This window comes from Stenotrophomonas sp. WZN-1 (assembly GCF_002192255.1).
In the GTDB taxonomy this organism is placed as follows: domain Bacteria; phylum Pseudomonadota; class Gammaproteobacteria; order Xanthomonadales; family Xanthomonadaceae; genus Stenotrophomonas.
Genome location: NZ_CP021768.1, coordinates 1,245,039 through 1,257,862 on the forward strand (window position 1 = coordinate 1,245,039; position 12,824 = coordinate 1,257,862).

Genomic DNA, 12,824 nt, shown 5'->3' on the forward strand with positions numbered 1-12,824 from the left:
GGCGACCGGGCAGGCATGACTTCCGTGGGGTGCGGTGCGCAGGCGTGGCCCGTAGAGTGCTGGCATGTTGGGAGTCCTCAGCCATACCCGCGTCCTCCGCCTGGCCGGCCTGTTCACCTGGGTCATGGTCGGCCTGCCGCTGGCGTACTCGCAGTTCGAGAACCTGCACAGCCGTGGTGACATGGGCGGTTGGGCGATCCTGCTGTTCGTCGCCTACCTGTCCTTCGGCACCGCCTACTACTGGCTGACCCGCATCCTGCGCAGCGACAGCCACACCAGCTGGCTGGACCGCGGCCTGCTGCTGTTGCTGACGGTCTCGGCGCTGGGGGTCAGCTTCCTCAGCGGTTCGGGCCTGGGCAGCATCCTGATGATGGTGGCCGCCGGGGTCATCCCGTGGATGCTGTCGGTACGGCTGGGGGTGCTGTGGCTGCTGGTCAGCCAGCTGGCGGTGGCGCCGGTCTATTACATGCTGCTGCGCTTCCCGCTGTTCGAAGCGGTGATGCAGTCACTGCTGTACGGCGGCTTCTCCATGTTCATCTTCGTGACCAGCCTGGTCGCGCGGCAGCAGACCGAGGCCCGCGACGAGCAGCGCCGGCTCAATTCGGAACTGCGCGCCACCCGTGCCCTGCTGGCCGAGAGCGCGCGGGTCAATGAGCGCACCCGCATTTCGCGCGAGCTGCATGATCTGCTGGGCCACCAGCTGACCGCGCTGACCCTGAACCTGGAAGTCGCTGGGCACCTGGCCGAGGGCCAGGCGCTGGATCACGTGAAGCGCTCGCACGCGCTGGCCAAGCTGCTGCTGGGCAATGTGCGTGAGGTGGTCAGCCAGCTGCGCGAGACCGGCGCCATCGATCTGGCCGCGGCGTTGCGCCCGCTGACCGAGAACGTGCCCTCGCTGGACATCCAGCTGGAAATCGAGGATCCGCTGAATGTGGAGGACCCGCAGCGGGCCCACGTACTGCTGCGCTGCACCCAGGAGATCATCACCAACGCGGTGCGCCACGCCGGCGCCCGCCATCTGTGGATCAAGGTGTACCGTGAAGCCCCCGACCGGGTGGTGGTGGAGGCCCGCGACGACGGCGTCGGCGCGGATATGGTCAACGTGGGCAATGGCTTGCGCGGCATGCGCGAGCGCCTGCAACAATGTGGTGGCCAGCTGCAGATCGAAACCCGTCCCGGTGAAGGCTTCCGGCTGCGGGCGACGGTGCCGGCAACGGTGCTGGTGGCGGCCCTTACCAAGGTTCCTGAAGGAGTGCGTTGATGATTCGCGTCTGCCTGGTCGACGACCAAACCCTGGTGCGGCAGGGAATCCGCTCCCTGCTGGCGCTCGACGACGGCATCGAGGTGGTGGCCGAGGCCGGCGACGGCCGGCAGGCGGTCGAGCTGATACCGCAGGTGCGCCCCGACGTGGTGCTGATGGACATGCGCATGCCGGTGATGTCCGGGCTGGAGGCGCTGCAGGTGCTGTCGCGGCAGGAACAGTTGCCGCCGACCATCATCCTCACCACCTTCGACGACGATCAGCTGGTGCTGGCCGGGCTCAAGGCCGGTGCCAAGGGCTATCTGCTCAAGGATGTCACCCTGGCGCAGCTGGTGGGTGCCATCCGCACCGTGGCCGACGGCGGTTCGCTGGTGCAGCCGGCGGTGACCCAGCGCCTGCTGTCCGGCCTGGAGCACATGCGCAACGAGTTCGTCAGCCTGGACCGCCCGGACCCGTTGACCGACCGCGAGACCGAGATCCTGCGGCTGATGGCCAGCGGCTTCTCCAACAAGGAGATCGCCAACTCGCTGGGCGTGGCCGAAGGCACCATCAAGAACCACGTGTCCAACATCCTTTCCAAGCTGGGCGTGCGCGACCGTACGCGTGCCGTACTGAAGGCGTTCGAACTCCAGCTTGTCTGAGGAAAACCGTTCAAGTACAACGACTTGGATGGTGGTCGGGGGTTTCCGCCAAGGTTGCCCCCTACTTGCCGGGCAGCGGTATGCGTTACCCTTCGAATTCTTTGTCCATACAAATACGCAGCCGGCAGGGAAACCGGTGCGCCAATCCCGATAAACAATGCCCGCGAAGCCTGCTAGGATTGGCGCTTCGCTTCAATCAACCCGGCCGTGGGATCGGCCCCGGAGACTCTCTGAATGACCCGTATTATCGAGTTCCTGATCGCCTTGGGGATCGTGGCTGGCCTGTTCGTCATCATTGGCGTATGTCTGCCGGGCGAGCGTCACATCACCGAAAGCATCGAGACCAACCGCAAGATGACGATCGTGTACGACACGGTCAGCAGCCTGCGCCGCTTCAAGGACTGGAACCCGCTGGTACTGCGCGATCCCGCCGTTGAACTGAAGCTGTCCGGCCCGGCCTCCGGTACCGGTGCCACCCTCGACTTCACCTCCAAGGACCTGGGCACCGGTTCCTGGAAGATCACCGAAGCCGAAGAGAACAAGCGTGTTGTGATCGCCATCGAAGACGCCACCAAGGGTCACGACAAGGTCACCACCTTCAACCTGGAGCCGACCGGCAAGGGCGGTCGCAACGTCAAGATCACCCAGGACTACTCGGTGAAGTACGGCTTCGACCTGTTCGGCCGTTACGCCGGCCTGTATGTCAGCCGCCAGATCGGCGACGACATCAAGATGGGCCTGTCGCGCATGGCCAACATGCTCGCCACCGTGCCGAACGTGGACTACCGCACGCCGGAAGCCCCGCTGACCGATCTGGCCATCGTTGAAGTGCCGGCCGAGAACCTGCTGGTCGTCAATGCCGGCAACGTGGACCGCGGCCAGGACACCATCACCAAGTCCATCAAGGACAACCAGGAGTGGATCAAGCGCGTGATGGAGGCCAATGGCCTTGAAGCCGCCGGTCCGTTCCGCATCATCACCACCGACTTCGGCCAGGAGAAGTACGCCTTCGACATCGCCCAGCCGGTGAAGAAGAAGGGTGCTGAAGGTACTGCTGCCGACGAGCTGACCGTCAAGATCGACGGCGGCGCTCCGGTCAAGTACGTGCACGTTGCTCCGCACCGTTCGGCGCATGCGGCCTACACCGGCCACATGGCGGGTCTGGACGTGGCCCGCAACGGCCTGCGCGCCTGGGCCGTGACCTCGGGCAACGAAGTCATCGACCGCCCGTACGAAACCTGGAAGGATGGCATCGACAAGTCGTTCACTCCGGAAGCGACCTACGACATCTACTGGGCCGTCAAGTAAGCCTCGGCTGACCCATGTAGTGTTGGACACGAAAACGCGCCGCTCATTGCGGCGCGTTTTTTTTCATCTGGCGCCCGGCAAGGGGCGCTGCGCAAGGAGCCTTCATGTTCAACCTGGAACGTCGCGCACGTAAGCCTTCCCTGCTCGCCTGCCTGGGGGCGCTGTTGGCCGCTGCCTCGATCGGCTTGTCCGCCTACGCTTCGCATGGCGTGGCCGATCCGTTGGCGCAGCAGCATCTGAACATGGCGGCGCTATATGCGTTCGCGCATGGTGCAGTACTGGTGGCACTCGGGCCGCGCGCGCACGGGGCGATCGCGCATCTGGCGCTGTACGTGCTGCTGCTGGGCGTGTTGCTGTTTTCCGGCAGCCTGGTGGGCGGGGCGCTGTGGCAGTGGCCGACGCGGATGGCACCGATCGGTGGCACCAGCATGATGGCCGGATGGGTGTTGCTGGCGATCAATGCGTTGAGGCGGTGACAGCAATCCGGGGAGGAGCCGAGCATGGCTCGGCTCTACATGGGATTTGCGTCGGCAGCTTTGTAGAGCCGAGCCATGCTCGGCTTCGAGCGAAGCGACCCGCTTTTGTCTTTGCTCTCTTGTTCCATTCCGTGGCGGACGCACACGGAAACTGTCAGAGGCCGGGCGGGTGGGCTGGGCAGGGGTATCCGCGCCATGGATGGCGCGGCTAAGCCTCCAGGGACGGATTCACGGCGTCCCCTGCCCAGCCTACCCGCCCGGACAGCTCCATGAATTTCGCCGTGCAGCCGCCACGAGGGGCTCAGCCGTTGGCCGGTCTCCAGCACCAGTGCCAGGGTTCATAGACGATGCCGTGCGGGTTGCCGCGCGGGTAGCTCAGCTGAAACCCGTGCCCGCCCGCGTGTGCCTGCAGCCACGCGAACGCGTCGGTGGCTTCGAAGGTCTCTTCGGCGGCAGCATCGCCGGGCGTACCAATGTCCAGCGCGTGGCCGCTGTGGTGTTCACTGAAACCTGGCGCGGCATTGACCTTCAGGATCTCGGCCACGCTCAGTCCGCGCGCCCGCTTCCGTTCGAAGATGCCCAGCTGGTAGGCATGGCTGCGGAAGCCGGAGATTGCATCCAGTGCGATGCCATCCCGCGCGGCGTGCAGGCGCATCCGTCGCCAGCCCTGGGCGGCGCCACGGCGCAGCCAGAGTGGGCGGCTGAACCGGTCGCGGCCAGCGAAGTGCAGAAGGCACGGTTCGGCTTCCAGCGGCAGGCCGCTGTCATCGGCATAGCGCTGCACATCCAGGCCAAGCTGTTGCAGCCGTTGCTGCAGCCCGGCCAGCGGCAGCCAGTGTTCTTCCAGCGCAGCGCCGAACGGACGTGCCGCCACTGCATCCAGTAGTGCCAGTGCGTCCTCGACCCCGGGCTCGCGCGGCAGGCGCGGTACCATCGAATGCACGCCGTGCGGCAGTGTGGCCGCCAGGTAGCGGCCATCACGCTTGCGCCGCAGCACCCATCGCGCCTGTGACAGCAGGCGCGCGTCCAGGTTGCTGCGCGCGCGCAGCAGGTCCGCAGGCCACAGTTCGATGGCCTCGGTATTGATCAGCAGGGGCGGGCGTCGTTGCATCGGCGCAGCTTACTGCCGCAGCACCGGCGCGGCCACCTTGCGCAGTGCGTCCAGCAGCACCTGCGGCCGGTCCAGGCTGAGCAGCAGCGTGCTGCCATCGCTGACCGGCAGGGCGAGAACGCGCGCGCGGTCGGTGACCAGGGCGAACCCCTTGCCGCCGCCCTGCAGGCGGAAGTGGCCGGAGTAGAAGCCCGGCATCGCATAGCCGTTGGTCTTGAAGCGGATGCCATAGCGGCGGTCGCGGCTGAGATCGACCACCTCGGCCTGGTCCAGCCGCAGCTGTGCGACCGGCACGCGCCGGTGGTACATCGTCGAACGCACGTCCAGCACGTCGCCGGCCAGTTCCACCCGGCGGCGAAAGAAGGCCGCGCCCAGCCCGATGCCGAGGGCCGCAATCACCAGCAGGCTCCAGGCGGCGCTGCCGCCCATCCGGAACCAGGGCGGCGATAGCGTTACTTCGATCCAGGGCGCCGTCGCCGGTGCCTTGTACAGCTGCGCATACAGGCAGGCCCCGAAGGCGGCGAGCAGGGGCAGCACGATCCACAGCACGCGCAACGGCGAACTCTCGGCGACCTCGTACTGTTTCGGGTCGCTGGCGCCCATGGCTCAGGCTTCCTTCTTGAACACCAGCATCGCCGGGCGCATCGGCGCCGGGATGATGACATTGACCAGCTCCCAGCCCAGTTGGCCCTGGCGGGTCAGTTCGCTCTGGATGTCCTCGGCCTTGAGCAGGCCCATCATGGACGTCTTGACCTCGATGGTCTGGTAGCTCCAGCGCTTGCTCATTCCTTGTCCTCCGGCGGTGGGGTGGGTTTTGGCAGGCGTCCTGCCCTGCGCAGGGCGTCGCGCAGCACGTACTCGATCTGCGCATTGAGGCTGCGCAGCTCGTCGTCAGCCCAGCGCTGCGCGGCGGCCAGGACGTCGGCGTTGATGCGCAGCGGATAGGCTTTCTTCTCACTCATGCAAGCTCCTGGCGGGGCGGTGGGGCGCCCCGTTGCGAGGGTGGTTCAGTACAGTGAACCGGCGTTGACGATCGGCTGGGTGCCGCGGTCCGAGCACAGCACGGTCAGCAGGTTGCTGACCATGTGCGCCTTGCGTTCCTCGTCCAGCTGCACCACGCCGTTCTTCTGCAGTTCGGCCAGGGCCATCTCGACCATGCCGACCGCACCGGCCACGATGCGCGTGCGTGCGGCGATCACCGCGTTGGCCTGCTGCCGCTGCAGCATCGCCTGGGCGATTTCGGCGGCGTAGGCGAGGTGGCTGATGCGCGCGTCGATCACCTGCACGCCGGCATCGGCCAGGCGCTCGGCCAGCTCGTTCTTCAGGTGCTGGGAGATCTCGCTGGCATGGCTGCGCAGGGCCAGCTGGCCGTCCTCATGCTGGTCGTACGGATAGCTGGTGGCCATCGCGCGCAACGCAGATTCGGACTGGATGTGCACGAAGCTCTCGTAATCATCCACGTTGTAGACCGCCTCGGAGGCATCGACCACCTGCCAGACGATCACCGCGGCGATTTCGATCGGGCTGCCATCGAGCTCGTTGACCTTCAGCTTGCCGCTCTCGAAGTTGCGCACGCGCTGGCTGACCCGGCGCTTGGCATAGAAGGGGTTGTTCCAGCGCAGGCCGTTGTCCTTCACCGTGCCCACGTACTTGCCGAACAGGCTCAGCACCGCCGCCTGGTTGGGCTGGATGGTGTACAGGCCGGCCAGGATGAACACGCCCAACGCCACCAGCAGGGCGCCCAGCAGCATCAGCAGCAGGTTGGGCGAGCCGGTGCTGGCATTGGCCGCAACGCCGACCACGAACAGGGCGGCGCCGGCGAGGCCGACGAGCAGGGCGCCGGCCAGCGTGCCGAGGCCGTTGAGCGAAGACAGCGACTTCTCTTTCATGGCGGTACGTCCTTGAGGGTTGGAAATTAAGATATCAAAGTGATATCAGATCGGGGCGACCGTTCGTCGGATGCCATGGCCGGGGTGCCCGGCCAGCTAGAATGCCCACCCGCCTTCACATTGCTGCTGGAACCGCCATGGCCAAGCTTGGAACTCCGTTGTCCCCCTCTGCCACCCGCGTGCTGCTGCTGGGCTCGGGCGAACTCGGCAAGGAGGTGGCCATCGAGCTGCAGCGGCTGGGCGTGGAAGTGATCGCCGCCGACCGCTATGCCGATGCCCCGGCCATGCAGGTCGCGCACCGCTCACACGTGATCGACATGCTCGATGCGATGGCCCTGCGTGCCCTGATCGCCCAGGAGCAGCCGCACCTGGTGGTGCCGGAGATCGAGGCCATCCATACCGAGACCCTGGTCCAGCTGGAGCAGGAGCAGGGCCTGCGGGTGATCCCGACCGCGCGCGCTGCCCGCCTGACCATGGACCGGGAGGGCATCCGCCGCCTGGCCGCCGAGACCCTGGGCCTGCCGACCTCGCCGTACCGCTTCGTCGATACCGAAGCCGAATACCGCGCCGCCGTGGCTGCCATCGGCCTGCCGTGCGTGGTCAAGCCGGTGATGTCGTCCTCGGGCAAGGGCCAGAGCACCCTGCGCAGCGAGGCGGACATCGCCCCGGCCTGGGAGTACGCGCAGACCGGTGGCCGCGCCGGTGCCGGTCGCTGCATCGTCGAAGGCTTCATCGACTTCGATTACGAGATCACCCTGCTGACCGTGCGCCATGCCGGCGACACCTCGTTCTGTGCGCCGATCGGCCATCTGCAGAAGGACGGCGATTACCGCGAAAGCTGGCAGCCGCAGCCGATGTCGAGCAAGGCGCTGGCGCGTGCCGAAGAGATCTCGCGTGCGATCACCGATGACCTCGGTGGCTGGGGCCTGTTCGGCGTCGAGCTGTTCGTGAAGGGCGACGAAGTGTGGTTCAGCGAAGTGTCGCCACGCCCGCACGACACCGGCCTGGTGACGCTTGTTTCGCAGGAACTGAGCGAGTTCGCGCTGCACGCGCGCGCCATCCTCGGCCTGCCGATCCCGGTGATCCGCCAGAGTGGCCCGTCGGCATCGTGTGCACTGCTGGCACACGGCGAAGGCGTGCCGTACTTCAACAACGTCGCCGCCGCGCTGCAGGTGCCGGACACCGCCGTGCGCCTGTTCGGCAAGCCCAGCGTGCATGGCCATCGCCGCGTCGGCGTGACCCTGGCGCGCGCGGAAACCATCGACGAAGCGCGTTCGATCGCACGTGATGCCGCCGACGCGATCGGCGTCGAACTGCGCCCGTAAAACGGTAGCGCCGGGCCATGCCCGGCGACCCCATTTCGGTGGGTACCGACCGTTGGTCGGTACTCGTTATCCCGGTAGGTACCGACCGTTGGTCGGTACTCTCTCCGTGTAGTCGACTAACAGTCGACTCTACCCAGTCGACTCTACCGCACGTCCACCCACACCAGGTGGTGGTCGCTACCGTCGGCGATCTTCGCTTCCGGGCTTTCATTGGCCGGCCAGAAGATGCCGCTGCCGACGTACTCGAAACCGGTCGAAGGCAGCACGTAGTCCAGGCGCATGGTGCCGGACTTCGGGCCGAAATCGCCGGTGGCGTGGAACGGTGCGCCCTTGCGCTCGATGCCCTTGGCCGCGTAGGCCAGGCTGGTCTGCTCGCCACCGATGCTGCGCGGGGTGGGGTAGCGCAGCACACGGGCGTTCTCGATCAGTTCGACGATCGCCTCATGGCGGCCATCGCCGTCGACCGGGTCGTTGTTGAGGTCGCCGAGGATCACGAAGCGTGCGTCCTGCGCCAGGCCGCCGCACTGGCCCTTGTCGTCGCACAGCCACGGCTTGTCACCCTTGGACAGGTATTCCTGCCACAGGCGCAGTTCGTCGTGGTTGCGCGCGGCGTTGCGCTTTTCCGGGCCGTCGAACACCGGCGGAGTCGGGTGCGAGACCAGCGCGTGGACCACGCCGGCCGGGGTCTTCACCGGCACGTCCCAATGCGACTTCGACGACAGGCGCAGCTGCGACCACACGTGGTCGTTGTAGAAGCTCTTGCCGGTGCGCGGATCGATCGGACGGATCGCACCCGGCATCGCGCTCCACTTCAGCAGCTGGAAGCTGCGCACCTTGGCTTCATCGATCGGGTAGCGCGACAGCACCAGCATGCCGTACTGGCCCGGGTGCAGGCCGTAGCCCCAGGCATCGTTGCCGCGGCTGCGGCCTTCGCCGCCGACCACGCCGTTGTTGTCCAGGTCCAGGCCGCTGGGCACGCCGGTATTGACCGGCGCCAGGTAGCGGTAGGCGAAGTGCAGCGGCTTGCCGCCACCGGGCTGGGCGACGTCCAGGTAGCGCTTCTGGAACAGGTCGGCGGCGCGATGCGCATCGTCGAAGTCGAATTCGTTCAGCAGCACCAGGTCCGGGCGCACCTGCTGCAGTACCGCAGCGATCTTGCGCGCGTGCTCGCTGTCACCTTCCAGCTCCTTGATCAGGCCACCGGTCTCATCGGAGTACAGCGAGGTGTTGTATGTGGCCAGGCGCAGTGCGCCGGACGGCTTTTCGGTCATCGCGGGGGACGTGGCGAAGGCGGGGGCGGTGGCGCCGCAGAGCAGGGCCAGGGCGAGGATCAGGGGTTTGGCGTTCATGGGCCGTATTGTGCACCCGGCCCGGTGTCAGCGGTTTGTCAGCGCCCGTCCAGATCCTTGTCGAAATCGTGCCAGCGGCGACCGTCGTAGGCCTCCAGCGGATGGAAGCGGCGCTTGTAGTCCATCTTCTGGTGGCCGCGGATCCAGTAGCCCAGATACACGTGTGGCAGGCCCTCGCGACGCGCCCATTCAATCTGCTGCAGGATCGCGAAGGTACCCAGCCCGCGCGCGGCGTGGTCCGGGTCGAAGAAGGTGTAGACCGCCGACAGGCCGTGCTCGGTGACGTCGGTCACCGCCACCCCCAGCAGTTGGCTGGGCTGGCCGTCGTGGCCGGGCAGGCGCATCTCCATGAAGCGGGTGTGTGACCAGCTGCCGATCAGGAACTGCTCGAACTCGTGCGGGCCGTGGTCGTCCATGCCGCCGTTGGCGTGGCGGTGGGTGAGGTAGCGGTGGTACAGCGCGAACAGGTCGTCGCGGGCGGTGGCGGCGGTGATCCGCACCTCCAGGTCGTCATTGCGGGCGGCACAACGGCGCTGGCTGCGGTCCGGGGCGAAGCGCGCCACCGGGATGCGCACCGCCACGCAGGCCTGGCAGTGCGCGCAATGCGGCCGGTAGACCAGGTCGCCGCTGCGGCGGAAGCCCCAGCTCAGTGCCAGCGGGTACAGGCCGCCAAGGCGGCGATCGTGCGGATCCAGCACCAGGTCGCGCGCCACCCGGTCCGACCAGTACCCGCAGGGGTGCTCGCCGGTCTGGAAAAGTCGCAGTTCGTCGTCTCTGTCGCCATGTATCGCCATGGGCACAGCATAGCCCCAGCCTGTCGCAGTGGCGGCGACTGTCCGCCGGATGAATGGAACCGGCAGCGGCGTCAACCGATGTCGCGCCCGGGCGTTGTTGTCTCCCGAGGGTGAAGTGATCGCCCCGACGCAATTCCCATCCCCAGGAGTGACCCCATGATCCGTACCCCCCTGCTGCTGGCCCTGCTGCTCGGCACCTCCGCTTCCGGTATCGCGCTGGCGGCCGACACCCCGACCACGCCGGCGCAGCGCCCGGCCAAGCTGGACACCAACGGCGACGGCGTGATCGACCGCAGCGAGGCCGCTGCCAACCCGCGCCTGGCCGCGAAGTTCGACGAGCTGGACAAGAACAAGGACGGCAAGCTCTCGCGCGATGAGCTGCCGCGCTGGCAGCATGGCCGCCGTGGCCACGGCGGTGAGCGCTGGGCCAGGCTGGACGTCAACAAGGATGGCCGCATCAGCCGCGAGGAAGCCAAGGCCGACCCGCGCCTGGCCGCGCGCTTCGACCAGCTCGATCTCAACAAGGACGGTTACCTGGACAAGGCCGACCGCGAACTGCGCATGAAGCAGCGCCGTGACGCCTGGTTCGCTGCCGCTGACACCAACAAGGACGGCCAGCTGAGCAAGGCCGAGTTCGATGCGGCCAAGGGCCCGATGCACGGTGGCCCGCGCCACGGCGGTCCGCGCGATGGCGCCGCGCCGAAGCCGCAGCGCTGAGGTTCAACGCAGTGAATGAGGACAACGCCGGCGCACTGCCGGCGTTGTCCGTTACAGGCGGCCGCTGCGCATCAGCGTATACACCACCAGACCGATAACGAATACGTTCGCCCCGATGATGCCTGTGCGCCCATACATGGATTCGTATTTCCAGTTGGTTCCACTGCGACCGCGCCGCGCCGAATCGCGCGCGATCATTGGTGCCATCACGCGCTGCAGCGACACCAGACACTGGTAGTTGACCACCCCCAGGCCCAGTGCCAACAGCAGCAACTGGCTCCACATCGGGACCTGAAGCAGCGCCGCCAGCAGCATCACCAGGCACCAGGCCAGGCCCGTACCGGTGTTGAGGCGCACAAAGCCTCGCACCTGCGTGCGTTCTTGTTCGGTTTCGGCATATGACATCAGGAAGCGGGCACCGAGATAGCTGCCGACCGCGCCGCCCACCACGCCGCCGGCGATGGCTCCCCAGCTTTCGACGGGCAGCACGTGCAGCTGGCCCAGCGTGGCAGTCAGCGAGCCCATCGCAGTGCCGCCCGCAACGCTGGCACCGCCGAGGCCAAGCTTGCTGCCGCCGATGCCCACACCGGTGCCGAGCAGCACCGCAGCACTGGCCGTGCCGGGTGCGGCCACCAGTACCATCGACACCACGGCGGTGGCGAACGCGGCGCTCGGCGCGCTGCTGCGCGCGAATTCACCGAAGCGCTGCAGCAGGCCGTCGCGCACCAGGGCGCGTGCGCGCGACAGACGCTTGCGCACGGCGGCGTCACTGAGCCCAAGCAGGTCGGCCACCTGCTGCGAGCGTTGGCCTTCGCGGTAGTACAGCAGCAGGACTTCGCGGCTGTCCGCCGGCAACGCGGAAATGATGTCCTCGGCGGCGATTTCCTCTTCCACCCGTTGCAGGCGGTCGGCCGCGCCCGGGCCCGGGTCGGCGGCCATGCCCATCGCCACTTCGGCAGCCTCGCCGGTCAGTGGCCGGCCGCGCTGCGCGCGCAGCCAGTCGCGGGCCAGGTTGCGGGTGATCTGCCGCAGCCACGGCAGGAAGCTGGTCGAGCTGCGCAGCTGGTGCAGCTGCTGCCAGCCCTTCACGAACGCTTCCTGGGCGATGTCCTCGCTGGCCTGGCGGTCGCGGGTAATGGCCAGCGCGATGGCGGTGACCGTGTTCTGGCAGGCCAGCACGATGCGGCCATAGGCATGCTGGCAGCCGCCGGCGGCGGCCGGCAGTTCGCGTTCCAGGGTCTGGTCGATCGATGCGGCGAACGTCGTCATGGCGGCGGCTCTCCTGCTGGGATTGTGTCCCATGACGGAGCCGCGTGCCGGATGTGACCGGTCATTTGTCACGGTAGCGCCGGGCCATGCCCGGCGGCTTTTCTACAGGGCGACACGGCCGCTGATGCAGGCCGCTGCGCTCGCCGGGCATGGCCCGGCGCTACCGCATCCGGTTACTTCGCGGGCTGGATGCGGACCCGGGCTTCTTCCTCTTCCGGTGCGGCTTGCGGGGCCGGTTGCCCCTGCTGCGGCTGCGCCTGCGGGGCAGGCGCCGGAGCCGTCGGAGCCGGGACACCGCGATGGCGCAGGCCGATCACCAGCGCCACGCCGGCGATCACCACCAGCAGGGCGATGCGGATGCGCCAGGCCCAGCTGCGGCCACGGCTGCTCTGTTCCGGCGCGTCGCGGAAGGCGAATTCGGCGGTCGGATGGTCGCGGCGGGTGGTGTCGAGCAGACGCGCCTCGCGCAGGATTTCACGCGCGCGCGGCTGGTCGTCGGCGCGCACGATCCACACCGCTGGATAGGCGTTGGCGTTGCCCAGGTCGGTATAGCTGAACTGGCCGCGGCGGCGGGTCTTGTACGAGCGCCCGTTGGTCACCTTGACGTCGATGCCATGCTCGCGCAGGAGCTCGGCGACGCCTTCGACGGTTTCCACGCGCTGGCTGCTGAAGATCTGGCGCATC

At 67.4% G+C, this 12,824-nt stretch carries 15 protein-coding genes; 6 read left to right on the forward strand and 9 right to left on the reverse strand.

What is annotated here, in order from left to right; genetic code table 11:
- The first annotated feature begins 64 nt into the window (after positions 1-64).
- The 4 genes from CCR98_RS05840 to CCR98_RS05855 all read left to right on the forward strand — a co-directional run bounded on the left by CCR98_RS05840 (position 65) and on the right by CCR98_RS05855 (position 3,686).
- Positions 65-1,261 (forward strand): sensor histidine kinase, encoded by a 1,197-nt coding sequence (locus CCR98_RS05840; RefSeq protein ID WP_075675059.1) that lies wholly within the window; start codon positions 65-67, stop codon positions 1,259-1,261.
- On the forward strand, positions 1,261-1,902 hold the full coding sequence (locus tag CCR98_RS05845) for a response regulator transcription factor (protein WP_006424175.1): 642 nt from the start codon (positions 1,261-1,263) through the stop codon (positions 1,900-1,902). Before CCR98_RS05840 ends, CCR98_RS05845 begins: the two co-directional genes overlap by 1 nt.
- Positions 1,903-2,136: 234 nt before the next feature.
- Positions 2,137-3,210, forward strand: coding sequence for an SRPBCC family protein (locus CCR98_RS05850; protein ID WP_087921868.1), 1,074 nt, complete (start codon positions 2,137-2,139; stop codon positions 3,208-3,210).
- Between the two features lie 104 nt (positions 3,211-3,314).
- On the forward strand, positions 3,315-3,686 hold the full coding sequence (locus tag CCR98_RS05855) for a DUF423 domain-containing protein (protein WP_049443743.1): 372 nt from the start codon (positions 3,315-3,317) through the stop codon (positions 3,684-3,686).
- A 301-nt stretch (positions 3,687-3,987) separates the two neighbouring features.
- On the opposite strand, the gene CCR98_RS05860 is transcribed toward CCR98_RS05855, so the two are convergent.
- Genes CCR98_RS05860 through CCR98_RS05880 form a run of 5 tightly spaced genes read right to left on the reverse strand, consistent with a single transcriptional unit; the run spans position 3,988 to position 6,686 of the window.
- The gene (locus CCR98_RS05860) at positions 3,988-4,797 is read right to left on the reverse strand and encodes a M15 family metallopeptidase (protein ID WP_087921869.1); all 810 of its coding nucleotides are present in this window, start codon (positions 4,795-4,797) and stop codon (positions 3,988-3,990) included.
- Between the two features lie 9 nt (positions 4,798-4,806).
- Positions 4,807-5,400 carry a PH domain-containing protein gene (locus CCR98_RS05865; RefSeq protein ID WP_087921870.1) on the reverse strand — a complete coding sequence of 198 codons (594 nt, stop codon included), beginning with the start codon at positions 5,398-5,400 and terminating at the stop codon, positions 4,807-4,809.
- Between the two features lie 3 nt (positions 5,401-5,403).
- On the reverse strand, positions 5,404-5,583 hold the full coding sequence (locus CCR98_RS05870; protein WP_087921871.1) for a DUF4177 domain-containing protein: 180 nt from the start codon (positions 5,581-5,583) through the stop codon (positions 5,404-5,406).
- Positions 5,580-5,759, reverse strand: coding sequence for a hypothetical protein (locus CCR98_RS05875; RefSeq protein ID WP_014036364.1), 180 nt, complete (start codon positions 5,757-5,759; stop codon positions 5,580-5,582). Before CCR98_RS05875 ends, CCR98_RS05870 begins: the two co-directional genes overlap by 4 nt.
- 45 nt (positions 5,760-5,804) lie before the next feature.
- Positions 5,805-6,686, reverse strand: a complete 882-nt coding sequence (locus CCR98_RS05880; RefSeq protein WP_087921872.1) for an SPFH domain-containing protein — start codon at positions 6,684-6,686, stop codon at positions 5,805-5,807.
- A 137-nt stretch (positions 6,687-6,823) separates the two neighbouring features.
- Between CCR98_RS05880 and purT the strand changes: the two genes are divergently transcribed.
- Positions 6,824-8,011 (forward strand): formate-dependent phosphoribosylglycinamide formyltransferase, encoded by a 1,188-nt coding sequence (gene purT, locus CCR98_RS05885; RefSeq protein ID WP_087921873.1) that lies wholly within the window; start codon positions 6,824-6,826, stop codon positions 8,009-8,011.
- Positions 8,012-8,154: 143 nt separating this feature from the next.
- Here the strand turns inward: purT and CCR98_RS05890 are convergent, their stop codons facing one another.
- Entirely contained in the window at positions 8,155-9,360 is a 1,206-nt protein-coding gene (locus CCR98_RS05890; RefSeq protein ID WP_087921874.1) for an endonuclease/exonuclease/phosphatase family protein, read from the reverse strand.
- A 38-nt stretch (positions 9,361-9,398) separates the two neighbouring features.
- Positions 9,399-10,154: an arginyltransferase gene (locus CCR98_RS05895; RefSeq protein WP_014036368.1), complete on the reverse strand. Its 756-nt coding sequence runs from the start codon at positions 10,152-10,154 to the stop codon at positions 9,399-9,401.
- Between the two features lie 156 nt (positions 10,155-10,310).
- Between CCR98_RS05895 and CCR98_RS05900 the strand changes: the two genes are divergently transcribed.
- Positions 10,311-10,871, forward strand: a complete 561-nt coding sequence (locus tag CCR98_RS05900; RefSeq protein ID WP_087921875.1) for an EF-hand domain-containing protein — start codon at positions 10,311-10,313, stop codon at positions 10,869-10,871.
- 51 nt (positions 10,872-10,922) lie between these two features.
- Here the strand turns inward: CCR98_RS05900 and CCR98_RS05905 are convergent, their stop codons facing one another.
- Positions 10,923-12,140, reverse strand: a complete 1,218-nt coding sequence (locus CCR98_RS05905; RefSeq protein ID WP_087921876.1) for a sigma-70 family RNA polymerase sigma factor — start codon at positions 12,138-12,140, stop codon at positions 10,923-10,925.
- Positions 12,141-12,313: 173 nt separating this feature from the next.
- Positions 12,314-12,823 carry a pathogenicity-like protein gene (locus CCR98_RS05910; protein ID WP_087921877.1) on the reverse strand — a complete coding sequence of 170 codons (510 nt, stop codon included), beginning with the start codon at positions 12,821-12,823 and terminating at the stop codon, positions 12,314-12,316.
- Between the last annotated feature and the right edge of the window lies 1 nt (position 12,824).